The organism is Deinococcus actinosclerus, from assembly GCF_001507665.1.
Classification (GTDB): Bacteria; Deinococcota; Deinococci; order Deinococcales; family Deinococcaceae; genus Deinococcus; species Deinococcus actinosclerus.
The window spans coordinates 1,783,663-1,808,851 of sequence record NZ_CP013910.1; the positions used below are offsets into that span (position 1 = coordinate 1,783,663).

The window sequence follows — 25,189 nt, forward strand, 5'->3', positions numbered from 1 at the left end:
TTCAATTCAGCCTGGAACAGTACGCTGGCAGCGACCCGAACCGACACCGCACCGGACCCTGGACCGGCCGGCTGCTCAGCGAAAGGCTAAAGGTTCACCCAAACCCGCTTTCATCCGCTCGCTGCATCCGATCTGTCCCCCACCGTGCGCCGGGGGTCTAGACACCCACCAAAATCCGTATACTCTATTCAAGCAATCCACGCACCATATTCCTCTGGAGGAACATCACATGAAGAAGATCCTGACCCTGGCCCTCGCCATGACCGCCACTGCCGCCTCCGCCCAGGCCCTGCGCGTCGGCATCGCCTACGACGCCGGCGGCAAGTTCGACAAGAGCTTCAACCAGAGCGCCTACGAAGGCACCCAGCGCGCCGTGAAGAACCTGGGCGTGCAGTCCAAGGACTTCGAACCCAGCGACCCCAGCCAGACCGTGCAGGGCATCCGCCAGTTCGCCAACGACGGCTTCGACCTGACCATCGGCGTGGGTTTCGCCAACAACGCCAGCATCAGCCAGGTCGCCAAGGAGAACCCTGACCTGTTCTTCGGCCTGATCGACGACGTCTCTGCCGAGAAGAACGTCGCCAGCCTGGTCTTCCAGGAAGAGCAGGGCAGCTACCTCGTCGGCTACCTGGCCGCGATGAACAGCGCCACCGGTGTCGTCGGCTTCGTCGGCGGCATGGACATCCCCCTGATCCACAAGTTCGAGGCGGGCTTCGCGGCCGGCGCCAAGGCCGCCAACGCCAAGGTCAAGGTCATCGCGCAGTACGTCGGCACCACCCCTGACGCCTGGAACAACCCCGGCAAGGCCAAGGAAATCGCGGGCAGCATGCGCGCCAAGGGTGCGGACATCATCTTCGCCGCCGCTGGTGCGTCCGGCAACGGCGTGATCGACTACATCAAGCAGACCCAGTGCATCAAGGCCGCCAACCTCCCCAGCGGCGTGAAGTTCAACTCCAACAACTTCGCCAACGTGAAGAAGAGCGCCGCCTACACCAAGGCCTGCGCCGGCAACACCCGCCCCATGTTCTTCATCGGCGTGGACAGCAACCAGAACTACCTCGGCGACTTCGACAAGAACCCCGCCACCATGAACCACGGCCTGACCAGCATGCTCAAGCGTGTGGACAACGCCGTGTACGCCCTGATCCAGGACGTCAAGAACAACAAGTTCAAGGGTGGCGAGCGCCGCTTCGGTCTGAAGGACGCGGGCGTCGGCTACGCCGTCGACCAGTACAACAAGGCCCTGATCAGCAGCGCCCAGGTCGCCAAGGTCGAGGCCGTCAAGGCCAAGATCATCAGCGGCGCCATCAAGGTGCCCACCAAGTAATCCTCACCTCTCACCGAAACGGCCTCCCTGTGGGGCCGTTTCTGCATTTGCCGCAGGCCCCGCTGCGTCTGTGCGGGGCGGCCTTCCGGGCGACGCTCCCCCGGAGGGCCGAGCTGCCTTGCCAGGCCATCGGCCTCCTGACCCGCACGGAACAGGAGCGGTCCCGCCTGATCGGCTGACCGCTCCCCGCTGAAGGCTGAGGTGAGACTCAGCGCACCTGGCCGCCACCGGTGACGGTGGGCAGCGGCTGACCGTCCTCGTCCACGACGTTGACGGTCGTGAAGGTGCCGGGGACACTCACGATGGCCCAGGGGCTGGTGATGACCTGCGCGAGGATCGCGCCGGGTGCTGGCGCCGTCAGGCGCACGCGGAGGGTCAGCTGGGTCCCGCTGCTGCTGGCGCCGATGACCTGCACGCCGTACCCGCCGGTGGGCCGCTGCCCCAGGAACACGCCGATCAGGCTGCGGCCGGTGACGCTGGGCGGCGTGGGCACACTGCTCTGGCGCCCGTAGGCGCGGGCGTAGAGGCTACTGGCCGCGCTGGCGGTGGTGGCGACCTGCACGCCCGCTTCGGTGGTGGTGGCGTTGGTGCCGGTGGCGATCTGGGTGACGGTCACGTTGCCTCCCGGGGCCGGAGTGGTGGGGGTCGGGGTGGTGGGGGTGCCGGGCAGGGGGCGGGGCGGCTGCACCTGCGCGCTGGGCACGTTGCTCAGGATGTACAGGTCGCTGCGCAGGTGCTCCTGCGGGGCGGGTTCCACACTCAGGGTGGGGGCCGGCTGGTTCGCCAGGACCGCCACGGCCAGCGGGCCCTGGGGCCGCAGGGTGTCGGCCAGGACGCGGGCCTCGTCGTCCGTGAGCTGTCCGGCTCCCTTCAGGCCGTCCACGCGCGTCCCGGTGACCTGACCGCTCGTGCCGCTCAGCCGCGTCCAGCTCTGGCCGTCGGTGTAGTAGATGGCGCTGAGCTGCGCGCCGCTGCCGGGCGTGACGGTGAAGCCCGCGCCCTGGCGGGTGACGGTCAGCTGCGCGGGGATGCCGGCGGTGGGCTCGCGGTACGTGGCCTTGCCGTTCACGCTGAGGCTGCCGGGCGTGGCGATGGGATCGCTGACCTGGGCGCGCAGGTCGGCGCTCTGGCTGCCCAGCTTCACGCTGCTTGCGCTGCCCTGGAGGGTGCCGTACACCCACACGACCCGTTCCTGCGCGCCGCCGTACAGGACGGCCTCGTGAACTTTGAGGTTGCCGGGGCCGGTCATGGAGCAGCCGCTGAGGAGGCCCGCGCCGAGCAGGGCGGCGGCCAGGAGGGTTCTGTTCATGGGCCTCAGCTTATGAGGAGTGGCTGACGGTGGACTGAAAATCGCCTTTCAGAAACCCTGACGCTTGACGGCGTTCAGGCGCTCCCGGCGAGCAGTTCGCGGGCGTGGGTCAGGGCGGCGTCGCTGGTGTTCCCGCTGAGCATCCGGGCGATCTCCTCCAGCCGCTCGTCGGGGGTGAGGAGACGCACGCGGCTGACCGTGCGGCCGTCCTCGACACTCTTCTCGACCTTGTAGTGGTGGTCGGCGCGCGCGGCGATCTGCGCGAGGTGGGTCACGACGAGCACCTGCCGCGCAGCGGCCAGGGCGCGCAGCTGATCCGCCACGGCGTGCGCGGCGCTGCCGCCGATCCCGGCGTCCACCTCGTCGAAGACCACGGCGGGCGTGTCGGCGCCCAGCACGGTGCTGATCGCCAGCATCACGCGGCTGAGTTCCCCACCCGACGCGACGTCGGCCAGGGGCGCCAGATCCTCGCCGGGGTTGGCGTTGAAGTGCAGCGTCACGTCACTCAGGCCGTGCGGGCCGGGTTCGCTCAGCGCACCCAGGTGGAACGCGAGCCGGGCGTGCGGCATGCCCAGCTGCCGGATGACGGCCAGCAGCTCGTCCGCGAGGGGCGCGGCGCGCTCACGCCGGGCCGCGTCGAGCCGCTCCCCGGCAGCCTGCACCCGCGCGCGCAGGGCCTCCACCTCGGCGTCCAGGGTACCGGCGTCCTGCTCGTCACGGGTGAGGTCCGCCAGTTCCACCTCGACCTGCGCGTGGAACTCCAGCACGTCCTCCAGCGACGGGCCGTACTTGGCGCGCAGCTTGCCCAGCGCGCCCAGGCGGGCCTCGACCCGCGCGAGTTCCTCGGGGTCCGGCGCCTGATCCTCCGCGACGCCGCGCAGCTCTCCCACGACCGCCTGGATGCTCGCGACCGCCTCGCGCAGTTCTCCCTGCAGCTGGGCGGAGGTGTCGTCGAAGCGCACCCCGGCGTTCAGGGCGCGGACGGCCTCGTTCAGGAAGCCCAGGGCGTTCTCGTCCCCGTCGCTCAGGAGGTGCAGCGCCCCGGCGGCACTCTGGGCGATGGTGTCGAGGTTCGCCAGCCGGGTCAGGTCGGTCTGGAGGGGCTCCTCCTCGCCGAGCTGCGGGCCGACCTCCGCGATCTCGCGCGCCTGGAACTGCAGCAGGTCGAGCTGCCGGGCGCGTTCGCGTTCGGTGGCGCGCAACCGCTCCAGACGGGAGCGGGCCTCCTGCCAGTCGCGGTAGGCCAGGCCGTACTCGGCGTGCTGCGCGTCCACCTGCCGGTCGAGCAGGGCGCGCTGGTTGGCGGGCGTGAGCAGGCTGACCGCCGAGTGCTGCCAGTGGATGGTCAGGCGGCGCTGCGCCCACTCCTGCAACTCGCGCAGGCTGACCACCTCGCCGTCCAGGCGGGCGGTGCTGCGGCCGTGAGCGGTCACGCGGCGGCTGGCGATCTCGTCGCCCCAGTGGCCGGTGACGAGCAGGTCGTCCTCGCCGCTGCGGATCAGGTCGGTGTTGGCGCGGCTGCCCAGCAGCAGGCCCAGGGCGTCCACGATGATGCTCTTGCCCGCGCCGGTCTCGCCGGTGAACACGCTCAGCCCCGCCTGGAAGGTCAGGTCCAGCGTGCGGATGGTGGCGAGACTGCGCACTTCCAGTCGGCCCAGGGGCAGCCCGCCGGTCACGGGGGCGGGCGCGGCGGCCGCTGAAGCGGACGCCGCCGGGCGGGGCTTCGGAGCGGACGGCCGGGAGTCGGGGCGCGGGGCCTTGCGGGTCACGTCCCGGAGTGTAGCGCGCCCCCCCGCCGCCCAAGGGTGCAGCGGACGCCAGTTGCCAGGGCGACCTGCTGGCAGGCGGAACATGAATGAGGCGTTACGTTCCCCCCATGCAGGGGGCGTGGGTTGCCTTCCAGAATAGGCCGCATGACCCCGCCGCGCCCACCGACACCCTGCGACGCAGGGGCGTGACGCGGGGAAAAAGGAGTTCTCATGACGAATGAAGCCAATGGCGGCGTGAGCAAACGCAGCCTGCTGATGCTGGGCGCCCTGGCGGCCCTGGCCACCAACCGCGACGCCCGCCGCGCCCTGGTGGACGGCACCCGCAACGCCTGGACCGGCACCCAGGACACCCTGAGCGGCACCGTGAAGCCCGCCCTGCTGACCGCCGCCTCCCAGGCGAGCCACCTGGCCCAGGACGCGGCGCGCACCGGCGTGCAGACAGTGGCCCACACGGCCTCGACCCTGAAGGAGGAGGCGGCGCCGCGCGCCAGTGCCCTTCTTGAGGGCGTACTGAGTGCCGCCAGTGGACTGGCCGGTCAGGCCCAGGAGGTCGCCACCCGCGCCGCCCACGCCGGGGGCGAGCAGGCGCGCGTGCTCGGTCATGAGGCCTCAAAGCTGGCCGCCGATGCCGGGCAGACCCTGCAGTCGCAGGCGGCGCGTGGCGTCCAGCGGGCCGAGAAGGCCACCCGGCCGGCCCGCCGCGCGGCGGCGCTGACCCTGTCCGACGCGCAGGGCGCCGCCTCTGGGCTGCTTTCCAACGTGCAGGATCAGGTCAGCAGCACCCTGCGTGACGTGGTGGACGGCGCCGAGGCGCGCCGCCGCCGCGTGGAGCGCACCCTGCGCCAGGCCCGCCGCGACGCCGAGCGTGAGCTGCGCAGCGGCAAGAAACAGCTCAGCAGCGGGCAGCTGGAACGCGCCGTGAGCCGCAAGCTGGCGCCGCTGGAAAAGCAGCTCGGCCGTGAACTGAAGGTCATCGAGAAGCAGGTGCGCCGCGCCCGCAAGGACGACCGCAGCAGTGGCGGTGGCGCGGCCGCGACCCTGGTGCTGCTGGGGACCGGCGCGGTGGTGCTGGCCCGCGTGCCCGCCGCGCGTCAGGCGATCCTGTCCGCCGTGGAGAAGGTCAGCCCCGAGGCCGCGCAGGGCCTGCATCAGGCGGGGCGCAACGCCCGCAATCTGATCGGCACGATGTGGCTCGAACGCATCGAGGAGCCGCAGGCGACGCCTGCCCCAGGCGCGGCGAAGGCCACGCAGGCCGCGACGACGGGTGCGGCGGCAGCGGGCGCGGTGGCGCCGGACGCTCCGGCAGCCGCCAAGACGGCGGCGCAGGACAGTGCGGCGAAGCCCGAGGGTCAGGCCAAGCAGACGAACTGAGTTTTCTCCACCTGATCGGTGCCTTCTCATGACGGGAGGGCACTTTTTCGTGGTGCGTCAGCACCGGGGAGCGGGGGGGGTGTCCAGCCATTCTGTTCGGCCCTTGAACAAAAGCCGGGGGCAGTGACCTTGCACCCGGTAATGGATGTGTACACCCCCATGGACACTGAGATGTGGCGTTCCGGTGGGCATTGCCGCATGCAAGGTCGTCCGCCGGAGGGGGACGCGCGAAGCTGTTGTCCCCCCAAGCGTGACACCACAAAGGTTGGACTGGAACCGCTTCACGGGGGACAATTTCTCCGTAACATCGAACACCAATTCACCCCGGCACGCCCCGCGAGGCGGCGCTGCACCCGGAGGACCCATGAGCCTGACCGCGACCAACCCGCTGGCCGACCTCGGCATCAAGACCGCCACCATCCACCTCAACCCCGGCGTGGACGCCCTGTACGCCGACGCCATCCGGCTCGGCGAGGGCGTGCAGGCCGCCTGCGGCCCCCTCACCGTCCGCACCAACAAGACCGGCCGCAGCCCCAAGGACCGCTTCATCGTGGAAGACGACCTGACCCGCGATCAGGTGTGGTGGGGCGGCTTCAACACCCCGATCAGCCCGGTCGTGTTCGACCGCCTGCTCGACAAGATGACCCGCTACGCCGAGGGGAAGGAACTGTTCGTGCAGCAGGTGTACGCCGGCACCGACCCCCGCTACCGCATCGGCTGCCGCATGGTCACCGAGATGGCCTACCACTCGCTGTTCATCCACAACATGTTCGTCCGCCCCACGCCCGAGGAACTCGCGGACTTCCACGAGGACTGGACGGTGCTGAACATCCCGTCCTTCAGGGCGGACCCCGCCGTGGACGGCGTGCGCAGCGACACGTTCATCATCGTGAACTTCACGCGGAAGATGATCATCGCGGGCGGCACCCAGTACGCCGGTGAGAACAAGAAGGGCATCTTCGGCGTGCTGAACTACCTGCTGCCCGAAGCGGGCGTCATGCCCATGCACTGCTCCGCGAACGTCGGCGAGGGCGGCGACGTGGCGCTGTTCTTCGGGCTGAGCGGCACCGGCAAGACCACCCTGAGCGCCGACCCCAGCCGCAAACTGATCGGCGACGACGAGCACGGCTGGACCGACAGCGGCGTGTTCAACTTCGAGGGCGGCTGCTACGCCAAGGTCATCAACCTGAACGCCGAGGCCGAACCCGCCATCCACCGCACCACCCGCACCTACGGCACCGTGCTGGAGAACGTGGTGCTGGACGCGCAGGGCGAGCCCGACCTGAACGACGGCTCGCTGACCGAGAACACCCGCAGCGCCTACCCCATCGACCAGATCGACAACGTGCAGCCCGGGTCCATCGCGGGCCACCCGAAGAACGTGGTGTTCCTGACCGCCGACGCGTACGGCGTGCTGCCGCCCATCAGCCGCCTGAGCGCCGAACAGACCATGTACCAGTTCATCAGCGGCTTCACCGCCAAGATCCCCGGCACGGAAGACGGCGTGACCGAACCCAGCCCCACCTTCAGCACCTGCTTCGGCGCGCCCTTCATGCCCCGCCACCCGGGCGAGTACGCCCGCCTGCTGGCGCAGAAGGTGCAGGAGAGCGGCGCGCGCGTGTGGCTGGTGAACACCGGCTGGAGCGGCGGCATGTACGGTCAGGGCAAGCGCATGAGCATCGCCCACACCCGCGCCATGATCAACGCGGCGCTGTCCGGCGCGCTGGACGACGTGACGTTCGAGAAGGAACCCTTCTTCGACCTGGAAATCCCCACCCAGGTGCCCGGCGTGCCCGCCGGCGTCCTGAACCCGCGCGACGCCTGGGCGGACAAGGCCGCCTACGACCAGACGGCCCGCAAACTGGCCCGCATGTTCCGCGAGAACTTCAAACGCTTCGAGGACGGCGTGGACGCGGCCGTCACGAACAGCATGCCCAACTCCGACGCGAACTGACCCACCGCACGAGAGGCGGCCCCCCGATGGATGGGGGGCCGCCTCTGTTCAGATTGGGCGTTTACTTGAACTTGACGCTGGCGAGCACCTTGTCGAAGGTGCCGCTGGCCGCCGCGAACCGCGCGGGCGTGTCGGTCAGCTGGAACGAGTACAGGTTCTTCGCGCCGACGCCGTACCACACGCGCATCTTCAGCTGGCCCTTGGGGTGCGTGAGGGTGTAGCTGCGCTCCACGCCGCTCAGGGCGCCGACCTTCAGGGTGCGGCTGGCCGTCTGCTTCACCGCGGCGCCCGTGCCCTTGATGCCGGCCTCGAACTTCTTGAATTCCCCCTCGGGGGTGGGCTTGCCGCCGGCCTTGTCCACGAACAGCAGGCGCATCAGTGTGGCGGGCGGGGCCTTGGCGGACACGAGCGACACGCCGCTGGTGCCGTCCTTGAAGTCCGCGCCCAGTCAGCCCTTGGGCAGGCTGACGGTGAAGGGGAGTTTCGGATCGCTGAAGCCCACGAGCGTCTGGGCCTGGGTGGTGCCGCTCAGCGTCAGGGCGCCAGCGAGGAGCGTGGGGAGGGTCATGGAACGGACACACTTCATGAGAGGCACCGTACCGCCCGAGTGTGAGCGTCCCCCCTTCCCCACGTGAACGGGTCCTGGCGCTCGGTCAGCGCGGGATCAGTTCAGCGCGGGAGCAGGCCCGGGCGGGGCCACAGGCGCAGGTCGGCGGGCCCGGCGGCGTCGCGCAGGTCCACCGGGCCGTACACCCGGCTGTCCAGGCTCTCGCCGATGCGGCGGTTGTCGCCCATCACCCAGACCTTTCCGGCCGGGACGCGCAGGGCGGGCTGATCGTCCACGAACCCCTCGCTGGCGTAGCTCTCGGCGAGGGTGCGCCCGTTCACGACCACCCGTCCGTCCCGGATGGCGACCGTGTCGCCGGGCAGGGCCAGGACGCGCTTGACGTTGTACTGGCGGTGCCGCACGCCGTACAGCGTTTCAAAGGCGTACGGGCTGCCGGCGGGCGCCTTGAAGATCAGCAGGTCACCCCGGCGCGGGTAGGGCCCCCCCAGGCCCCAGGCGCGCAGCCAGCGGGGGTACTTCAGGAGCACCAGCATGTCCCCGCTCTCCAGCGTGGGGTTCATGGAGTCGCCGTCCACGCGGGCGAGCGTGAATCCGAAGGTGGTGAGGAGGTAGGCGGCGGCGGCGCTGAGCAGCCAGGGCCGCCAGCCCGGCGGGGCCGACTGCGGAGAGGGCTGCGGGTCACGCACGAGTTCAGAGGGTAGCGCACCTGACCCCCGGGCCGTGCCCCTGGACACGCGGCGCCGCCCGAGAGGCCCAGTACCCCCGGTCTCCCTGGATTTCCTTGACGCTTCGCCCATCACCTGTCACCCACTCTTAGATGTCTTTAGGGTCACTTCAGGTTGGGTAGCGCGCCGGCGCCCGCAACCGTTACCCTGTCGCGCATGACCGCTGACGGGAAGACGGAAGGACTGAAGATCGACAAGTACCACGAGGGCACGGGCGCGCAGGCGCAGGCGGGCAAGATGGTGCGCGTGCATTACACCGGCACGCTGGAAAACGGGCAGAAGTTCGACAGCAGCCGCGACCGCGGCGAGCCGATCGAGTTCCCGCTGGGCGTCGGGTACGTCATCCAGGGCTGGGACCAGGGCATCGCGCAGCTGCGCGTGGGCGACAAGGCCAGACTCACCATCCCCTCGCACCTGGGGTACGGCTCGGCGGGCGTGCCCGGTGTGATTCCCGGTGGCGCGACCCTGATCTTCGACGTGGAGCTGATGGACGTCCGCTGAGCGGCACGCCCTGCGAACAGCCCCGGCCTGCGCGGTCGGGGTTTTTTCTTGCTCAGGCCAGCCCCCCTCTTGCCCACGCTTCATAACTTCCGTAAACTTCGAAAGACATGAAAGACCCGGGGCCGACATGATCGAGGGCCGACGCAGCGAGATCGTCGCGCTGGTCCGCCAGCACGGCGAGCTGAGCGTCACGGAACTCTCCGGGCTGCTGGGCGTCTCGGAGGTCACGGTGCGCAGCGACCTGAACGCCCTGGCGCAGGCCGGGCACGTGCGGCGCACGCGCGGGCGGGTCAGCCTGCCCCTGGACCTGCGGCGCGAGGCCCCGCTGGAGACCAGCATGCGCGAGTTCGCAGCGGCCAAGCGGCGCATCGGGCAGGCGGCGGCCGCCCTGGTCCGCAGTGGCGACACCGTGTTCCTGGACGTGGGCAGCACCACCTCCGAGGTGGCGCGGGCGCTGTCCCCGTCCCTGCAGGACGTGACGGTCGTGACGAACGGCCTGAACATCGCCCTGCTGCTCGAGCGTCTGCCCGGCGTGCGGGTCATCGTGACCGGCGGGACGCTGCGGCCCCTCCAGCACTCGCTGGTCAGTCCGTACGCGCTGGACGTGCTGCGCCACATTCACGCCGACCGCCTGTTCCTGGGCTGCAACGGCGTGCACGCCGCGTCGGGCGTGACGAACGCGAACCACGAGGAGGCCGAGGTCAAGCGCCTGATGGCCGAGCAGGCGCGCGAGGTGGTGGTCGTGGCTGATCACCGCAAGCTGGGCGTGGTCAGCCGGGCCTTCATCACGCCGCTGGAGCGCGTCACGACCCTGATCACCGACCGCGCCGCGACCGCTCCCCCGCCGGACGTCCTGGCACTCGTGAAGGACGTGCGCGCCGTGTAGCGCCCTGCCCTGCTGCGCCCTGCCGCGCCGGAAACCGGTTACCGACTCCTCTCTCCCACCCGAGGCCCCCCCATGACCAACCCCGACCCCGCCACCCCCGACTTCCTGATGCTGGGCACCTGCGATTACCCCGAGCATGTGCCCTCCGACCGCTGGGCGCCGTACGCGCGGCAGCAGGCGGAGCTGGGCCTGCGCTTCGTGCGGGTCGCGGAGTTCGCCTGGAGCCGCCTGGAACCCCGCCCCGGCGAGTTCGACTGGGCGTGGCTGGACGACGCCATCGCCGCGTACGCCGCAGAAGGTTTGCGGGTCGTGATGTGCACGCCGACGCCCACGCCGCCCGCGTGGCTGATCCGCGCGCACCCGGAGATCCTGGCGTTCGACGACCAGGGCCGCGTGCGGGAGTTCGGGTCGCGCCGCCACTACGATTTCGCGTCCCCCGTGTTCCGCGAGCACTCGCGCCGCATCACCCGTGCGGTCGCCGAGCGGTACGGGGCGCACCCGGCGGTGGTGGGCTGGCAGACCGACAACGAGTTCGGCTGCCACGGCACCAGCCGCAGTTACGGCGGCGCGAGCGAGGCAGCGTTCCCCGGGTGGCTCCAGGCCCGTTACGGCACGCTGGAGGCGCTGAACGAGGCGTGGGGCAACGTGTTCTGGAGCATGGAGTACACCGACTGGGCGCAGGTGAAGTCCCCGGCCCTGACCGTGACCGAACCGAACCCGTCGCACGTGCTGGACTACCACCGTTTCGCGTCGGACCTGATCGCGTCGTTCCAGGCCGAGCAGGTGGAGCTCCTGCGCGAGCTGTCGCCGGGGCGGTTCGTGACGCACAACTTCATGATCTTCGAGTCGGGCTTCGACCATTACGACGTGGCGCGCGGCCTGGACTTCGCCACCTGGGACAACTACCCGACCGGGATGCTGGAATTCTTCGCGCCGCCCGGCGTGGGCGAAGACCTGAAAACCCACTACGCCCGCACCGGGCACCCGGACCTCGTGGCGTTCAACCATGACGTGTACCGCAGCCTGATGCTCGGCAAGGACGGGCTGGGCCGCGACGGGGCGGGCACCCCGAACGGCTTCTGGGTCATGGAGCAGCAGTGCGGGCAGGTGAACTGGGCGCCATACAACCCGCTGCCCGCTGGCGGCGCTGTGGCGCTGTGGACGGCGCAGGCGTGGGCGCACGGCGCGGACGTCGTGAGTTACTTCCGCTGGCGGGCCGCGACGATGGCGCAGGAGGTCATGCACTCCGGGCTGCTGCGCCACGACGAGACGCCCGACCGGGGCTTCGCGGAGGTCGCCGGGCTGGACCTCACGCAGTTCCCGGTGGGGCCGGTCCCGGCGCGCGTGGCGCTGCTGCACGACTACGAGAGCCTGTGGATCTTCGATCAGCAGCGGCACGCGGCGGGCCTGAGCTACTGGGCGCAGACGGTCACGTACTACATGGCGCTGCGCTCGCTGGGCGTGGACGTGCAGATCACCCACCCGGACGTGGATCTCAGCGGCTACGCGGCGGTGGTCGCCCCGGCGATCACGCTGGTCCCCGCTGACCGGGCGGCGCGCTGGGAGGCGGCGGCGCGGGGCGGCGTGCCGTTCGTGTTCGGGCCGCGCACGGCGTTCCGCACGCCGGGCGGCGCGATGTGGCCGGATGGGCAGTTCGGCCCGCTGTCGGGCCTGACGGGCGCGCGCCTCTTGCAGTACGACAGCCTGCGCCCCGGCATGACCCAGGGCGTGACCGGCGCGTTCGGGAACGTGGACGCGAGCCTGTGGGCCGAGAGTTACCGCGTGACCGGCGCGCAGACCCTCGCCACGTACGCGGGCGGGCCGCTGGACGGGCAGAGCGCCGTGATCCGCCACGGGCACGCGACCGTGATCGGCGCGCACAGCCTGGACCTGATCCGTGGGGTGCTGCGCGAGGTGCTGGGCGGCGCGGGTGTGCCGCTGCTGGACCTGCCGGAGGGGGTGCGCGTGTCGCGCCGCGCGGACCGGACGCTGGTGCAGAACTGGCATCCGCATGCGGTGACGTGGGGCGGGCTGGAACTGGGGCCGGTGAGTTCAGTGGTGCTGGGCGGCGACTGGACGCCCACGGAGGGGAAAGGAGTGCAGGGTGAAGGAGTCGACGGTGAATAGGTGGACGGTGAACGAGGCCCCGCAGGGCCTGCGGGTGTTGATCAGTGGCTTCCAGTCGTGGAGCGAGGCGGAGCTGCGCCCGCTGACGGACGTTCAACCCTGCCCGGGGCAGGGCTGGCGGGTGGAGCAGGGGCACGATCCGGGTTTCCCACCCAGCGGCGAGCCCGGGGTGTGGCGCAGCCATACCGTGCTGGCGCTGGTCCGCGCGGACGGCAGCGGCTGGGTCGGCAGTGTGGGGGACGCCACGCGCACCTTCGCGCAGTGGGAGACCCGCACCGGCACCGCTGACGTGACCGTGACCTGCACCCTGGAAGGCCCCGAGGTCCCGGTCACCTGGGAGGAGACCGGGGACGTGATCGCCACGCTGGAGGCCCGCGCCGCCGAGCTGGGCGCAGCGATGGGCGCGCGGACGCCCGCCCCGCTGCGGGTGTGGTGCTCGTGGTACTCGTACTACCGCGAGGTGACGCTGGACGCCATGCTGGAGAACGCCCGGCTGGCCCGCGAGCATGGGCTGGACTTCGACGTGTTCCAGCTCGACGACGGTTTCCAGACGTTCCTTGGCGACTGGGACGACCCCAGCAGCCACTTCGGCGGGCACGCCCGCGAGCTGCCCGCGCGCCTCGCGGAGCTGGGCTTCACGGCGGGCCTGTGGCTGGCGCCCTTCCTGGTACAGCCGCAGAGCCGCCTGTTCCGCGACCACCCCGAGTGGCTGCTGCGCGGCGAGGACGGCGCGCCCCTGGCCTTCGGGAACAACTGGGGCGGCCCGTACCACGCGCTCGACACCACCCACCCCGGCGCGCTGGCGTGGATCCGCGAGCTGGGCCGCACGGTGCGCGGCTGGGGGTACACGTACCTGAAGATCGACTTCCTGTACGGCGCGACGCAGCCCGGCGTGCGTCACGACCCTGCGGTCGGGCGGGCCGAGGCGTACCGCATGGGCCTCCAGGCGTTCCGGGACGGCGTGGGCGAGGACGCCTTCATCCTGGCGTGCGGCGCGCCGCTGGCACAGAGCATCGGGCTGGTGGACGCCATGCGCACCGGCCCCGACGTGGCGCCGCTGTGGGACGAGGAGTCCCGCCGCGTGTGGCTGGGGGACGCGACCGGTCCCAGCGCCCGCAACGCTCTGCACACCGCGCTGAGCCGCTGGTACCAGCACGCGTGGTACCAGCCGGACCCGGACGTGGCGATCTGCCGCCGCGAACTGAGCCTCCTCAGCGCCACCGAGCGGGACGCCATCGCGGGCATGCTGGACGTCATCGGGGGCCTGCGGGCCAGCAGCGACCCGGTCAGCCTGCTGGACGAGGAGGGGCTGGCCCTGCTGCGCCGCTGCCTGACGGTCAGTACCCCGGACCGCCCGGCGACGCTCGCGGCGTCACACGGGGACGCGGTGACGCACTTCACGCGCGGTACCTTCAACCTGACCGACCGCGCGCAGGACGGCCTTCCCGCGCACGGGTACCGGCCCCGCACCGGGAAGGAGCAGCCATGACCACCGACCTCTCCTCCACCCCCCTGCCCGGCGACGCCCTGGCGGCCAGCGGGTACCACACCGCCGACTTCGAGAAGCCCGACGGGCGCAGCCTCACCCTGTACGGCCTGGGGCCCATCCGCGTGGACAGCGAGATTCCCAGCCCCAGCCCCGACCCCGTGGACGCCCGGCCCCTCATGCGCTGGCATCCGGTGCGGGGCGAGTGGGTCATGTACGCCGCGCACCGCATGGGCCGCACGTTCCTGCCCCCGCCGGAGTACAACCCGCTGGCGCCCACCCGCGACCCCGAGCACCCCACCGAACTGCCGCGCGGCGAGTACGACATCGCGGTGTTCGACAACCGCTTCCCCAGCCTGACCCTCTCGGCCCCCGACCCGGAGCCCGGCCCGGCCGGGACACGCGCTGGCGTCGGCAAGTGCGAGGTCGTGGTGTTCAGCCAGAGTGTCCAGGGCCGCCTGTGCGACCTGACGGACGAGCAGATCAGCCTGCTGCTGGCCGTCTGGGCGGACCGCACCACCCGCCTCGCGGAGACCGGGCAGATCAACGCGGTGCTGCCCTTCGAGAACCGGGGCGTGGAGGTCGGCGTGACCCTGCACCACCCCCACGGGCAGATCTACGCCTACGATCACGTCCCGCCGGTCGCCGCGCGGGCCGCCGCGCAGATGGACGCGTACGTCGCCGAGCACGGCCGCCCCTGGCTGGAGGACTTCATCCAGGAGGAACGCGCCGCTGAAGACCGCATCGTCCGCGACGACGGCGCGGCGCTAAGTGTCGTGCCGCCGTTTGCGCGCTACACCTTCGAGACGTGGGTGCTGCCCACCCGGCCCGTCAGCCTCCTGAGCGACCTGACCGACGCCGAGCGGCACAGCATGGCGCGGGTGCTGCGCGACGCGCTGCGCCGCCTGGACGGCCTGTTCGGCGTGCGGATGCCGTACCTGCTGACCGTGCATCAGGCGCCGCTGGACACGCCCCGCCCGGCGTTCCCGCTGCACATCGAGATCTACCCGTACCTGCGCGCCCCGGGCCGCCTGAAGTTCCTGGCGGGCACCGAGCAGGGCGCCGGGGAATTCGCGAACGACAAGTTCCCGGAGGTCGCCGCCGCCGAGCTGCGCGCCGTGCCGGACACCGCAGGAGACGGACTGTGACCCCCACGAGTTACGAACAGGTCTTCGGCGCCGCGCCGCAGGCGACCGCCCTGGCCCCGGGCCGCGTGAACCTCCTCGGTGAACACACCGACTACCAGGGGGGCTTCGTGCTGCCCACCGCCATCCCGCAGCAGGCGGCCGTCTCGCTGGGCCGCAACGGCACGCAGGAGCACGTCCTGTACTCCGCGAACCTGGATCAGACCATCCGTGTGCCCGTGGGCGAGGTCGGCCCCGGTTTCGCGCCGTACCTGACTGGCTGCTTCGCCCTGAGCGGCGTGCAGGAGGGCCTGAACGCCTTCGTGACCAGTGACGTGCCCAGCGGCGGCCTGAGCAGCAGCGCCGCGCTGGAGGTCGCCACGCTGCGCGCCCTGCGGGACCTGCTGCCCCTGGAGCTGGACGACGTGGCCCTCGCGCTGCGCGGCGTGCAGGTCGAGCACGAGTTCGTGGGCGTCATGTGCGGCGTGATGGACCAGATGGCGAGCTCCCTGGCGAACACCCGCACCATGCTCCTGATCGACACCCGCAGCCTGGACCGCCACGCCATCCCCTTCCCCGCCGGGGCGGAGGTGCTGGTGCTCGATTCCGGCGTGCCGCGCCGCCTCGCGGAGAGCGGGTACAACGAACGCCGCGCGCAGGTCGAGGAGGCCGCCCGCCTGCTCGGTGCGCCGCAGCTGCGCGACGTGACCGACCCCGCCGCCCTCGAGACGCTGCCGCCCGTCCTGCGGGAGCGCGCCCGGCACGTCGTCACCGAGAACGCCCGCGTGCTGGCCGCGCTGGAACCCGGTGTGGACGCCGCCCGCTTCGGGCAGCTCATGAATGGCAGCCACGCCAGTCTCCGGGACGACTACGCCGTCAGCCACGAACGGGTGGACGAACTCGTCGCGCTCCTCCAGGCGCACCCGGACGTGTACGGCGCCCGCATGACCGGCGCGGGCTTCGGCGGGGCGGTCGTCGCGCTCGTCCGCCAGGGGCACGCCACCGCCGCCGCGCAGGCGGTCCTGGCGGGGTACAGCGAGCGGGGCTCCCAGGTCGTCCCGTAAACGACCCGTACGCCAGTGTGCCGATGTCCCACAGGTGGGCAGACGGCACACTGGCGGTCGTGACTCAACCCGGCCCTTCCCTCACGACGTCCCTGGACGGCCTCACGCCTGAGCAGTTGCGTGGCTTCTTCGTGGACTGGCCCAACCCGCCCACGCCCGACACGTTCCTGCGGCTGCTGCGCGGATCGTACCGGGTCGTGCTGGCCCTGCATGACGGGCAGGTCGTCGGCTTCGTGCAGGCGATCAGCGACGGGGTGCTCACCGCGTACATTCCACTGCTGGAGGTGCTGCCCGAATGGCAGGGCCGGGGCGTGGGCCGCGCCCTGATGACCCGCCTGCGGGACGAACTGCGGCACCTGTACGCCGTGGACCTGGGCTGCGACGACGACCTCGTCCCGTTCTACGAGCGGCTGGGGATGCGGCGCGGCAACCTGATGTTCACCCGGTCCTACGAGCGGCAGAACGGCTCTCTGCCGGAGTGACCCTCACCAGTACCGGAACAGCAGGTCGCCGCGTGTCCAGCCCAGGTGCCGCGCCCCTCTCGACGCGCCGGGTGGCAGGCAGTCCAAGTCGGCGCGGTCCGGTGTACCGTTCAGCCACGCGGCGTCCGGCACCACCCAGCCGCGCGCCTGCCACCACACGGTCAGGCCCGGTGGGTTCAGGTAGGGCGCGAAGGCCCGCTCCGGGTGCACGGCGTCCGCGAAGGCCACGCAGAACTGACGGTGTATGCCAGAAGCCGGACCTCTCCCCCATCCGCCGCCGGTCGGAGAGTCTGCCCCCGCACCTCGGTCATGGGGTCGAGGTGAAGCCTGCCGACGAGCGTCCAGCCGAGTTCGCGGGCGCAGCGGTGCAGGTCGGCCGTCAGGCGCGCCGGGGCGCGCTCGTCCGCGCGGGTCAGGTCGCCCCGCAGCCAGGGCAGCACGCCCGGGTCCACGCTCAGCCCTGCACTCTTAGCTGAGGGCGGCGCGCAGCCGCTGGATGTCCTCGCGCCACGCGTCGGCGTCCTCGCTGTCCTCCCAGAGGTCCGGGAGTTCGCTGCCGGGCCCGAGGACGCGTTCCAGGGCTTCCATGGCGTGCCCTCGCAGGTGGGCCAGTTCGGCGGCGTCCGCGTTCTGCACCCAGGCGCGCAGGGCGGCGTCGGTCAGGGCACTGGTGTCGCCGGTCAGGACGGCGGCGAGGGTCTCGGCGGCCGCGACGGCGCGGTGGCCTTCCTCGGCTTCCAGGTAGTCGTTGTCGGGGTCCAGCGCGACGTCGAAGGCTTCCGCCAGGGCGTACGCGCCGTCCTGCACGATCTCGGCGGCGTACCCGGCGGCCGCCTCGTTCTGGAAGGGGCCGACGCCCCAGGCGCTCATGCGGGGGCCTCGCTGCGCCCGTAGCGCTGCTCGACGTAGTTCTCCAGCAGGTCCTGGAAGTCCTCGGCGATGCGGGGGCCTTTCAGGGTGGTCAGGAGTTTGCCGTCCTGGTAGACGGGCGCGCGGGGATCCTCGCCGGTGCCGGGCAGGGAGATGCCGATGTTGGCGTGTTTACTCTCGCCGGGGCCGTTCACGATGCAGCCCATGACGGCCACCTGCATGTCCTCCACGCCGGGGTACTTGGCCTTCCAGTCGGGCATGGTGTCGCGGATGTAGTCCTGGATCTTCTGCGCGAGTTCCTGGAAGAATGTGCTGGTGGTGCGGCCGCAGCCGGGGCAGGAGGTGACCTGCGGGAGGAACTGGCGGATGCCGAGGCTCTGGAGGATCTGCTGGGCGACCTCGACCTCCAGTTTGCGGCTGGCGCCGGGTTCCGGGGTGAGGCTCACGCGGATGGTGTCCCCGATGCCTTCTATCAGCAGGGGCGCGAGGGCGGCGCTGCTGGCGACGATGCCCTTCATGCCCATGCCCGCCTCGGTCAGGCCGAGGTGCAGGGGGTAGTCGCACAGCGGGGCGAGCTGGCGGTACACCTGCCAGAGTTCCGGGGCGGAGCTGACCTTCACGCTGATCAGGATCTTGTCGTGCGGCAGGCCGAGTTCCTCGGCGTAGGCGGCGCTTTCCAGGGCGGAAACGACCATCGCGTCGATCATGACATCCGTGCCGGTCTTGGGTGCACCGGCGGCGGTGTTCTCGTCCATCAGTCGGGCGAGGACCTGCTGGTCGAGGCTGCCCCAGTTCACGCCGATGCGCACGGGTTTGCCGAACTCCTTGGCGACCTCGATCATGGTGGCGAAGTTCGCGTCGTGGTGCTGCCCGGCGCCGACGTTGCCGGGGTTGATGCGGTACTTGGCGAGCAGGCGGGCGGTTTCGGGAAATTCGCGCAGGAGGATGTGGCCGTTGTAGTGGAAGTCCCCGACGATGGGCACCTCGATCCCGACCTCTTTCAGGCGGGCAATGATGTCGGGGATGGCGGCGGCGGCCTCGCGGGTGTTGACGGTGACGCGCACGATCTCGCTGCCCGCCCGGACGAGCTGCGCGATCTGGATGGCGGTGGCTTCGGCGTTGGCGGTGTCGGTGTTCGTCATGGACTGCACGACGACCGGGTGGGCGCTGCCCACCATGACCCCCCCGACGTTGACGCTGACGGTCTGGCGACGCTTCATGCCGCCCAGTGTACGCGGCGGCGTGCGGGACCGGCTGGAAGCAGGATTACGCCTGAGCGGCGCGTGCCATGCGGTCCAGGATGGCGTTCAGGCCGATGTCCAGGCCGCCTTGCGGGCCGCTGGCGCCGTACAGGCCGCTGCGCTGGAGGCTGGCCGCGCCGTGCAGGAACGTCCAGTAGGCGACGGCGTGCCCGGTGTCGTCGGGGTTCCCGGTCAGCGCGCCGACGTGGGTCAGCAGGGCGTTCCAGAGGTGCTTGCCGGCGCTGGTCTTGATGCCCGGGGCCTGTCCGGGGCGGGGGGTCATGAGGAGGTCGTAGGTGTGGGGGCGGGTGCGGGCAAAGTCCAGGTAGGCCTGGGCGACGGCGTTCAGGGCGTCGCGGGGGCCGAGCGTTCCGGCGGCGGCGCCCAGGTCGAGGCGCAGGGCGTCGGCGGCGTGTTCGGCCAGCTCGCCGAGCAGGGCGTCGCGGCTGTCGAAATGGCGGTACAGGCTGCCGGGGCGCACGCCGAGGGCGTCGGCGAGGGGCCGCATGGCAAGGGCGTCGGGTCCGCCCTGGTCGAGCAGGATGTGGGCGGCCCGGGTGATGCCCTCACGGGTGAGCTTGGCGGGGTACGGCATGGTGAACAGTGTACGTCTTGACGCCCGTGAGGCGAAGGTGTACGGTGTTCACCATCAAGGCGAACGGCGTTCACTTGCTGACCAGCCCCCGCCACACGCCTCTCCCCCATGCCGGAGGTTCCCCATGCCCCGTCCGCCCATCCGCCTCACGCAGTTCGGCCTGATCAACGCGTACCTCGTACCGGAAACTGACGGGCTGACCCTGATCGACGCCGGCCTCAGCGGCATGGACCGCCGCGTGAACCGCGCCGCCGCCCGGCTGGGCCTGCCCCTGCGCCGCGTGGCACTCACCCACGCGCACAGCGATCACGTCGGCGCCATCGACACCCTGATGGCCCGGTGGCCCGGGCTGGAACTTCTGGTCGGTGCGGCCGACCAGCCGCTGCTCGCCGAACAGGGCGTGGCCGCCCCGCCCACCCGGCTGCTGCGCGGCGGCGACCGCGTGGGCTCCCTGACGGTGATCGACACGCCCGGCCATTCCCCCGGGCACGTCGCGTACCTCGACGAGCGTGACGGCACGCTGTACAGCGGCGACACCTTCGTGAACGTGCCAGGCCTGCGGGTTGCCAGCGTCCTGAACGCGATCTTCCCGCTGCCGACCTTCGGCACGCACGACCCGGCCGCTACCACCCGCAGTGCCCGCACCCTGCTGAACGTCCCGGCCCGCGTGCTCGCCACCGGACACGGGTCCGCCATGCGGGACCCACAGGACGCCATGCGCCGCGCCGTACGGGACGCCGAATCCGGCCGCATGCCGGGCGCCGTCACCCGGACCGTCTCGGGCTGGATCGGCCGCCTGACCGGCATGACCACCCGCGCGGCCGTCGCCGGGAAGACCCTCGCGGCCCACCCGGACAGCCAGACCTGACCTGCCCCCCCGGCCCGGGTCCGCGCTCATCAATCCTGAGGCGATCCGTCATCTCCTGCGCCTCTGCATCCCCGCCTACGCTTGCCCTGCCGCGCGCCTGCCACGGTGGGACCATGACGACGAAAGCGGTGGACCTCAGCATTCCGAAGCAGGTGCAGCACAACGCCGAGCGTGGCCTGAAACTGCGCGACGAACACGGCTTCGGCGGGACCGAGGTCGGGGAGCACATGGCCGAGCAACTCGCCGCGGGCGGCACCCTGACCGAGCAGGAGGTCCGGCACGTCGCGCAGTACTTCCCCCGCCACGCTCACGACAACCTGAAGCAGACCGGCAAGGACGGCGAGAAGCCCTCGCGCGGGTACATCGCGTGGCTGCTGTGGGGTGGCGACGAGGGCCGCCGCTGGAGCGAGCAGGTCGTGGCACAGCTCGATCAGCACGACGCCTGACCGGCCGAGCCAGGAAGGGCCGGTGCCGGCGCGGCCCGCATGTCCGACCACACGCGGGACTGAACCCTCTGGCGGTAAGGGGCGCGGCCCACACCTGCCACAGTGGCGTCCCCCGGAGGACACCGGGGGATATCGTCCTGGCCGACTTGACCACAGCCGGGGGGCGTCACAGACCGGTAGAGAGGTACACGGGAGGTACAAAGGACGCTCCAGCGGCAGTCCTCACAAGAAAAATGCCCGCACTGGGCGGGCATCCGGGGTGGTGGGCGGTGAGGGATTTGAACCCCCGACCTATCGCTTGTAAGGCGAGAGCTCTACCGCTGAGCTAACCGCCCGCGCGGCCTGACACTGTAGGTGATCAGGGGCGGCCAGCGCAAGAGGGGCGCCCCCCTGGCGCGGCCCCGCGCGCGGCGTTTGTGACGGCTGGCGTGTGATTTCGGCCGGGTGGGGTATACTGGGCGGGTAATTCCTCGAACGGGGGGTGGGCGGTTCGCTCACCTTTTTTCGTGGAGGGGGTGGTTTTAGGCTGCTGGTCAGCCGACACAATATGAATAACAATGACAACAACAACTTAATGCAACTCGCGAGCGGTGCGCTGGAGCCCCTGGGCTTCGAGGTGCTGGAAGTGCAGGTGCAGAACATGGGCGGCCAGCCGATCGTGCTGGTGCGCATTGACCGCCTCGACGAGCAACCGGTCACGGTGGACGATCTGGCGCGCGCCAGCCGCGCGGCGGAAGCCGAATTCGACCGGGTCGACCCGATCGCCGGGGAGTACCGTCTGGAGTTCGAGTCCCCGGGTGGGAAGCGGCCGCTGCTGCGCGCGCGGCACTTCGAGCGCATGCTGGGCCTGAAGGTCCGCGTGCGCGGCGACGGGCACTCGTTCACTGCGCCCCTGACCAGTGTGGACGGCGACCGCGTGACGTTCACCGTGAACGGCGAGCCGGTCACCCTGACGGCCGGGACGTTCCAGGCGAACCTCGCCGAGTTCCCCGACCGTCACCGGTAACCCCCTTTGAGAACCGATTCAAGGGTGCCGGTGACGCACCCAGAAGGAAGCGTGAGATGACCCAGCCGGAATTCAACTTTGCCGACGCGCTGCGTGAAGTGGCGCAGGCCCGCAACATCAACGAGATGCAGCTGATCGAGGCGTTCGAGCAGTCCCTCGCCCAGGCGTACACCCGCAACGTGGAACCCGAGAAGCGCATCGAGGTGCACCTCGACCCGCAGAGCGGCGAGCTGGAAGTGCTCATCGTGCGCGAGGTCGTCGAGAAGGTCGAGGATGAGCACCTGCAGATCTCCCTGGCCGACGCGCTGGAACTCGATCCCGGCGTGGAGGTCGGCATGGAGATGGAGTTCCCCGTCGACCGCGAGAAGTTCAGCCGCATCGCCCTGCAGGCCGCCAAGCAGACCCTGACGCAGAAGATGCGCGAAACTGAGCGTAACGTGGTCTTCAACGAGTACAAGGACCGCGAGGGCCAGGTGCTCACCGCGCAGGTGGTGCGCAGCGACAACAAGGGCAACTGGTTCGTGGAACTCGGTGCCGGCGAGGCGATCCTGCCGCCCCGCGAGCAGATCCCCGGCGAGAAGCTCACGCCGGGCAACCGCGTGAAGATCTATCTGAAGGAAGTCCGCAAGACGCCCAAGGGCCCCACGATCCTCGCGAGCCGCGCCGACGAGCGGCTGCTCGACTACCTCCTGAAGCAGGAGATTCCCGAGGTCGCCAACGGCATCGTGGAGGTCAAGGCCATCGCCCGTGAAGCCGGTCAGCGCAGCAAGGTCGCCGTCTTCTCCCACAACAGCAACGTCGACCCGATCGGCGCGTGCATCGGGCACCGCGGCAACCGCATCCAGGCCGTCACCGGCGAACTGGGCCGCGAGCGCGTGGACGTGATCCTCTGGGACGCGAACACCCGCGACTTCATCCGCAACGCCCTCTCGCCCGCCAAGGTGGGCCTGATCGAGGCGCAGCCCGACCGCCGCGAGGCGACCGTGACCGTCACCCCCGACCAGCTGTCCCTGGCGATCGGCAAGGGCGGGCAGAACGTCCGTCTGGCCGCCAAGCTGACCGGCTTCAAGATCGACCTGCGCGAAACCGCCGCGATCAGCGACCTGGACGCCGCGATGCAGCAGGCCATGCAGGACGAGCAGGACGGCCGCGACGCGGGCAGCGCCCAGTCGGCGTTCGACGCGCTGTTCAAGGACAGCAAGTCGGTCGCGACCGCCAGCCCGGACGACGAGCAGGAGTAACCCTTGACCGCCGCCCCCCCCCCACCCCCACGCCGAAGACCGGGCACGTGCCCGAGCGGACGTGCGTGGCCTGCCGTCGCCGCCGCGCGCAGGGCGAGTTCCTTCGCCTGAGCCGGGACGCGGACGGCCGCTGGCGGGTGAAGGAGGGGCCGCGCACGGGCCGCGGCGCGTACGTGTGCGCCGACAGCCCGGCGTGCTGGGCGGAGAAGCGGCTGCGCCGCGCGTTCGGAGCGCAGGCTCCGGTCGTCTCGCAGACGCTCCTGAACCGATCCACTGATTTACCCCGCGCGTAAAGACCGGCGCGGGTCTCACCGGAGGTGAGCATGTCGAAAGTTCGTATTTACACCCTCGCCAAGGACCTTGGCGTCGAAAACGCGAAGATGCTGGAAATCCTCGACGGGCTCGGCGTGTCCTACAAGAGCGTCAGCAGCACCATCGAGGAAGACACCGTCGAACTGATCAAGGAGATCCTGGCCGCCGAGGCCGAGGGCGGCGCACCCGCCCAGACCGACGCCGACACGACCCCTGCGGCTGCGCCCACCGAGGCGCCCGCCCAGACCACCGTCCAGACCGCTCCTCAGGCGACCGAAGCGGCGGCCCAGACCGGCGCCGCCCCGGTGGCCGACCAGACCGAGGCACCCGTGAGCACCGAGAAGGAAATTCCGCACCGCGCGCCGGTCGTGACCATCATGGGTCACGTCGACCACGGCAAGACCAGCCTGCTGGACTACATCCGCAAGACGAAAGTCGCCGCCAAGGAAGCCGGGGGCATCACCCAGCACGTCGGCGCGTTCGAGGCGAAGACCAGCAAGGGCAAGATCGTGTTCATCGACACGCCCGGCCACGAGGCCTTCACCACCATCCGCGCGCGCGGCGCGAACGTCGCCGACATCGCGATCATCGTGATCGCCGCCGACGACAGCCTCATGCCGCAGACCCGCGAGGCCATCGCGCACGCGCAGGCCGCCAAGGTCCCCATGATCGTCGCGATCAACAAGGTCGACCTGCCCCAGGCCGACCCTGAACGCGTCAAGACCGACCTGACCCAGCTGAACCTCGTGCCCGAAGAGTACGGCGGTGACCTAGTCGTCGTGCCCGTATCCGCCAAGACCGGCGAGGGCGTCGAGGACCTGCTGGAGTACATCAGCCTGACCGCCGAGATCGAGGACCTGCGCGCCGACCCGAAGGGCACCTTCAGCGGCGTGGTCATCGAGGGCAAGGTGGACAAGCAGGCGGGCGTCCTGGCGACCGTCATGGTGCAGGAGGGCACGCTGCACGTCAGCGACTTCCTGGTCGTGGGTGAGAACTACGGCAAGATCAAGGCCATGACCGACAGCAACGGCGCGCGCATCAAGGAAGCGGGCCCGAGCACCCCGGTGCAGATCCTGGGCTTCAGCGAGGTCCCCAGCAGCGGCGAGAAGGTCATCAGCGCCAAGAACGAGCACGCCGCCCGTGAAGTCGTCGCCGGCCGCGCCGACGTCCGCCGCGACGAGGAAGACGCCCGTGACCGCCGCAAGGGCCAGCGCAGCCTGGAAGACCTCCTGGGGCCGCTGGGCACCGTCCGCACCGTGAACCTGATCCTGCGCGCCGACACGCAGGGCAGCGTGGAAGCCATCCAGGGCATCCTGGCCCGCAAGGAAAAGGACGACGTCAAGATCAACGTGATGCTCGCCGGGATCGGCGCGCCCACCGAGGGTGACGTGCTGCTGGCCTCCACGGCCGAGGCGACCATCCTGTGCTTCAGCGTCACCGCGTCCGGCGGCGTGAAGAAGGTCGCGGACACCAAGGGCGTGGACATCAAGTCCTTCCGAATCATCTACGAACTCATCGACGAGGTGGACCGCCTGATCAAGGGGAACCTCGAACCCGTGTTCGAGGAGCGGTACCTGGGCCGCGCCGAGGTCCGCATGGTCATCCGTCACCCCAAGAGCGGCAACATCGCCGGGTCGTACGTCACCGACGGCAGCCTGAAACGCAACGCGAAGGCGAAGGTCACGCGCGGCAAGCAGGTCGTGTACGAGGGCACCATCGTGGGCCTCAAGCGCTTCAAGGACGACGTCCGCGAAGTGCAGACCGGCTACGAGTGCGGCATCAACGTGGACTGGAACGACGTGATGGAAGGCGACATCATCGAAGCCAGCGAGATGGTCGAAGTCGAGCAGAACTAAACTTCACCGCCAGAGCCGGAACCTCCGCGTGGGGTTCCGGCTTTCTGGTGCACCGGGGGCA

General features: G+C 70.6%; 25 protein-coding genes and 1 tRNA gene. 16 read left to right on the forward strand and 10 right to left on the reverse strand.

Annotated elements, in window-relative coordinates:
- Positions 1-229 precede the first annotated feature (229 nt).
- Positions 230-1,327 (forward strand): BMP family lipoprotein, encoded by a 1,098-nt coding sequence (locus AUC44_RS08710; RefSeq protein ID WP_062158269.1) that lies wholly within the window; start codon positions 230-232, stop codon positions 1,325-1,327.
- Between the two features lie 208 nt (positions 1,328-1,535).
- On the opposite strand, the gene AUC44_RS08715 is transcribed toward AUC44_RS08710, so the two are convergent.
- Together AUC44_RS08715 and AUC44_RS08720 are read right to left on the reverse strand one after the other, a co-directional pair.
- Positions 1,536-2,636, reverse strand: coding sequence for a protease complex subunit PrcB family protein (locus AUC44_RS08715; RefSeq protein ID WP_062158270.1), 1,101 nt, complete (start codon positions 2,634-2,636; stop codon positions 1,536-1,538).
- 74 nt (positions 2,637-2,710) lie between these two features.
- A complete protein-coding gene (locus AUC44_RS08720) occupies positions 2,711-4,405 on the reverse strand; it encodes a DNA repair protein RecN (RefSeq protein WP_062158271.1) in 1,695 nt (564 codons plus the stop codon).
- Between the two features lie 210 nt (positions 4,406-4,615).
- Between AUC44_RS08720 and AUC44_RS08725 the strand changes: the two genes are divergently transcribed.
- Together AUC44_RS08725 and pckA are read left to right on the forward strand one after the other, a co-directional pair.
- Positions 4,616-5,776, forward strand: a complete 1,161-nt coding sequence (locus AUC44_RS08725; protein WP_157445251.1) for an alginate biosynthesis protein AlgP — start codon at positions 4,616-4,618, stop codon at positions 5,774-5,776.
- A 364-nt stretch (positions 5,777-6,140) separates the two neighbouring features.
- Positions 6,141-7,730, forward strand: a complete 1,590-nt coding sequence (gene pckA, locus AUC44_RS08730) for a phosphoenolpyruvate carboxykinase (ATP) (protein WP_062158273.1) — start codon at positions 6,141-6,143, stop codon at positions 7,728-7,730.
- A 61-nt stretch (positions 7,731-7,791) separates the two neighbouring features.
- Here pckA and AUC44_RS08735 read toward each other — a convergent pair whose 3' ends face one another.
- From AUC44_RS08735 to lepB, 3 genes are all read right to left on the reverse strand, one after another.
- Positions 7,792-8,145, reverse strand: a complete 354-nt coding sequence (locus AUC44_RS08735) for a hypothetical protein (protein ID WP_231724395.1) — start codon at positions 8,143-8,145, stop codon at positions 7,792-7,794.
- A 33-nt stretch (positions 8,146-8,178) separates the two neighbouring features.
- Positions 8,179-8,316 (reverse strand): hypothetical protein, encoded by a 138-nt coding sequence (locus AUC44_RS17065; protein ID WP_231724396.1) that lies wholly within the window; start codon positions 8,314-8,316, stop codon positions 8,179-8,181.
- A gap of 83 nt (positions 8,317-8,399) precedes the next feature.
- Positions 8,400-8,984, reverse strand: coding sequence for a signal peptidase I (gene lepB / locus AUC44_RS08740; RefSeq protein ID WP_062158274.1), 585 nt, complete (start codon positions 8,982-8,984; stop codon positions 8,400-8,402).
- A 195-nt stretch (positions 8,985-9,179) separates the two neighbouring features.
- Between lepB and AUC44_RS08745 the strand changes: the two genes are divergently transcribed.
- From AUC44_RS08745 to AUC44_RS08775, 7 genes are all read left to right on the forward strand, one after another.
- Positions 9,180-9,524: an FKBP-type peptidyl-prolyl cis-trans isomerase gene (locus tag AUC44_RS08745; RefSeq protein WP_062158275.1), complete on the forward strand. Its 345-nt coding sequence runs from the start codon at positions 9,180-9,182 to the stop codon at positions 9,522-9,524.
- Positions 9,525-9,651: 127 nt separating this feature from the next.
- On the forward strand, positions 9,652-10,410 hold the full coding sequence (locus tag AUC44_RS08750) for a DeoR/GlpR family DNA-binding transcription regulator (RefSeq protein WP_062158276.1): 759 nt from the start codon (positions 9,652-9,654) through the stop codon (positions 10,408-10,410).
- 72 nt (positions 10,411-10,482) lie between these two features.
- Positions 10,483-12,537, forward strand: a complete 2,055-nt coding sequence (locus tag AUC44_RS08755) for a beta-galactosidase (RefSeq protein WP_062158277.1) — start codon at positions 10,483-10,485, stop codon at positions 12,535-12,537.
- Positions 12,515-14,026, forward strand: a complete 1,512-nt coding sequence (locus tag AUC44_RS08760; RefSeq protein ID WP_062158278.1) for a glycoside hydrolase family 36 protein — start codon at positions 12,515-12,517, stop codon at positions 14,024-14,026. Before AUC44_RS08755 ends, AUC44_RS08760 begins: the two co-directional genes overlap by 23 nt.
- Positions 14,023-15,171 (forward strand): galactose-1-phosphate uridylyltransferase, encoded by a 1,149-nt coding sequence (gene galT / locus AUC44_RS08765; RefSeq protein WP_062158279.1) that lies wholly within the window; start codon positions 14,023-14,025, stop codon positions 15,169-15,171. The genes AUC44_RS08760 and galT overlap by 4 nt, the downstream gene beginning before the upstream one ends.
- Positions 15,168-16,211 carry a galactokinase gene (gene galK, locus AUC44_RS08770; RefSeq protein ID WP_062158280.1) on the forward strand — a complete coding sequence of 348 codons (1,044 nt, stop codon included), beginning with the start codon at positions 15,168-15,170 and terminating at the stop codon, positions 16,209-16,211. The genes galT and galK overlap by 4 nt, the downstream gene beginning before the upstream one ends.
- Before the next feature lie 59 nt (positions 16,212-16,270).
- Complete coding sequence (locus tag AUC44_RS08775; RefSeq protein ID WP_062158281.1) at positions 16,271-16,693, forward strand: GNAT family N-acetyltransferase; 423 nt, start codon at positions 16,271-16,273, stop codon at positions 16,691-16,693.
- A 3-nt stretch (positions 16,694-16,696) separates the two neighbouring features.
- Here AUC44_RS08775 and AUC44_RS08780 read toward each other — a convergent pair whose 3' ends face one another.
- From AUC44_RS08780 to AUC44_RS08795, 4 genes are all read right to left on the reverse strand, one after another.
- Positions 16,697-16,921, reverse strand: a complete 225-nt coding sequence (locus tag AUC44_RS08780; protein WP_062158282.1) for a hypothetical protein — start codon at positions 16,919-16,921, stop codon at positions 16,697-16,699.
- A gap of 240 nt (positions 16,922-17,161) precedes the next feature.
- Positions 17,162-17,563, reverse strand: a complete 402-nt coding sequence (locus tag AUC44_RS08785) for a DUF4259 domain-containing protein (RefSeq protein ID WP_062158283.1) — start codon at positions 17,561-17,563, stop codon at positions 17,162-17,164.
- On the reverse strand, positions 17,560-18,783 hold the full coding sequence (gene ispG / locus AUC44_RS08790) for a flavodoxin-dependent (E)-4-hydroxy-3-methylbut-2-enyl-diphosphate synthase (protein ID WP_062158284.1): 1,224 nt from the start codon (positions 18,781-18,783) through the stop codon (positions 17,560-17,562). Before ispG ends, AUC44_RS08785 begins: the two co-directional genes overlap by 4 nt.
- 46 nt (positions 18,784-18,829) lie before the next feature.
- Positions 18,830-19,399, reverse strand: a complete 570-nt coding sequence (locus AUC44_RS08795) for a TetR/AcrR family transcriptional regulator (protein ID WP_231724397.1) — start codon at positions 19,397-19,399, stop codon at positions 18,830-18,832.
- Between the two features lie 124 nt (positions 19,400-19,523).
- Between AUC44_RS08795 and AUC44_RS08800 the strand changes: the two genes are divergently transcribed.
- Both AUC44_RS08800 and AUC44_RS08805 read left to right on the forward strand, forming a co-directional pair.
- On the forward strand, positions 19,524-20,267 hold the full coding sequence (locus AUC44_RS08800; protein WP_062158286.1) for an MBL fold metallo-hydrolase: 744 nt from the start codon (positions 19,524-19,526) through the stop codon (positions 20,265-20,267).
- Positions 20,268-20,380: 113 nt separating this feature from the next.
- Entirely contained in the window at positions 20,381-20,713 is a 333-nt protein-coding gene (locus AUC44_RS08805; protein ID WP_062158287.1) for a hypothetical protein, read from the forward strand.
- A gap of 260 nt (positions 20,714-20,973) precedes the next feature.
- On the opposite strand, the gene AUC44_RS08810 is transcribed toward AUC44_RS08805, so the two are convergent.
- Positions 20,974-21,048 (reverse strand) — tRNA-Val (locus tag AUC44_RS08810).
- A gap of 212 nt (positions 21,049-21,260) precedes the next feature.
- On the opposite strand from AUC44_RS08810, the gene rimP reads away from it, so the two are divergent.
- The 4 genes from rimP to infB all read left to right on the forward strand — a co-directional run bounded on the left by rimP (position 21,261) and on the right by infB (position 25,128).
- Positions 21,261-21,719, forward strand: a complete 459-nt coding sequence (rimP, locus tag AUC44_RS08815) for a ribosome maturation factor RimP (protein ID WP_062158288.1) — start codon at positions 21,261-21,263, stop codon at positions 21,717-21,719.
- Positions 21,720-21,775: 56 nt separating this feature from the next.
- Positions 21,776-22,960, forward strand: coding sequence for a transcription termination factor NusA (nusA, locus tag AUC44_RS08820; RefSeq protein WP_062158289.1), 1,185 nt, complete (start codon positions 21,776-21,778; stop codon positions 22,958-22,960).
- Between the two features lie 65 nt (positions 22,961-23,025).
- Entirely contained in the window at positions 23,026-23,253 is a 228-nt protein-coding gene (locus AUC44_RS08825; RefSeq protein WP_231724584.1) for a DUF448 domain-containing protein, read from the forward strand.
- 30 nt (positions 23,254-23,283) lie between these two features.
- Positions 23,284-25,128 carry a translation initiation factor IF-2 gene (gene infB / locus AUC44_RS08830; RefSeq protein ID WP_062159762.1) on the forward strand — a complete coding sequence of 615 codons (1,845 nt, stop codon included), beginning with the start codon at positions 23,284-23,286 and terminating at the stop codon, positions 25,126-25,128.
- The last annotated feature ends 61 nt before the right edge of the window (positions 25,129-25,189 follow it).

Coding starts and splice junctions, on each gene's coding strand:
- AUC44_RS08785 (WP_062158283.1), bottom strand. CDS start 17,563: ATGAGCGCCTGGGGCGTCGGCCCCTTCCAGAACGAGGCGGCCGCCGGG.
- pckA (WP_062158273.1), top strand. CDS start 6,141: ATGAGCCTGACCGCGACCAACCCGCTGGCCGACCTCGGCATCAAGACC.
- rimP (WP_062158288.1), top strand. CDS start 21,261: ATGAATAACAATGACAACAACAACTTAATGCAACTCGCGAGCGGTGCG.
- AUC44_RS08715 (WP_062158270.1), bottom strand. CDS start 2,636: ATGAACAGAACCCTCCTGGCCGCCGCCCTGCTCGGCGCGGGCCTCCTC.
- AUC44_RS08795 (WP_231724397.1), bottom strand. CDS start 19,399: ATGCCGTACCCCGCCAAGCTCACCCGTGAGGGCATCACCCGGGCCGCC.
- AUC44_RS08750 (WP_062158276.1), top strand. CDS start 9,652: ATGATCGAGGGCCGACGCAGCGAGATCGTCGCGCTGGTCCGCCAGCAC.
- AUC44_RS08800 (WP_062158286.1), top strand. CDS start 19,524: ATGCCCCGTCCGCCCATCCGCCTCACGCAGTTCGGCCTGATCAACGCG.
- AUC44_RS08805 (WP_062158287.1), top strand. CDS start 20,381: ATGACGACGAAAGCGGTGGACCTCAGCATTCCGAAGCAGGTGCAGCAC.
- galT (WP_062158279.1), top strand. CDS start 14,023: ATGACCACCGACCTCTCCTCCACCCCCCTGCCCGGCGACGCCCTGGCG.
- ispG (WP_062158284.1), bottom strand. CDS start 18,783: ATGAAGCGTCGCCAGACCGTCAGCGTCAACGTCGGGGGGGTCATGGTG.
- infB (WP_062159762.1), top strand. CDS start 23,284: ATGTCGAAAGTTCGTATTTACACCCTCGCCAAGGACCTTGGCGTCGAA.
- AUC44_RS08710 (WP_062158269.1), top strand. CDS start 230: ATGAAGAAGATCCTGACCCTGGCCCTCGCCATGACCGCCACTGCCGCC.
- AUC44_RS08725 (WP_157445251.1), top strand. CDS start 4,616: ATGACGAATGAAGCCAATGGCGGCGTGAGCAAACGCAGCCTGCTGATG.
- nusA (WP_062158289.1), top strand. CDS start 21,776: ATGACCCAGCCGGAATTCAACTTTGCCGACGCGCTGCGTGAAGTGGCG.
- AUC44_RS08755 (WP_062158277.1), top strand. CDS start 10,483: ATGACCAACCCCGACCCCGCCACCCCCGACTTCCTGATGCTGGGCACC.
- AUC44_RS08745 (WP_062158275.1), top strand. CDS start 9,180: ATGACCGCTGACGGGAAGACGGAAGGACTGAAGATCGACAAGTACCAC.
- AUC44_RS17065 (WP_231724396.1), bottom strand. CDS start 8,316: ATGAAGTGTGTCCGTTCCATGACCCTCCCCACGCTCCTCGCTGGCGCC.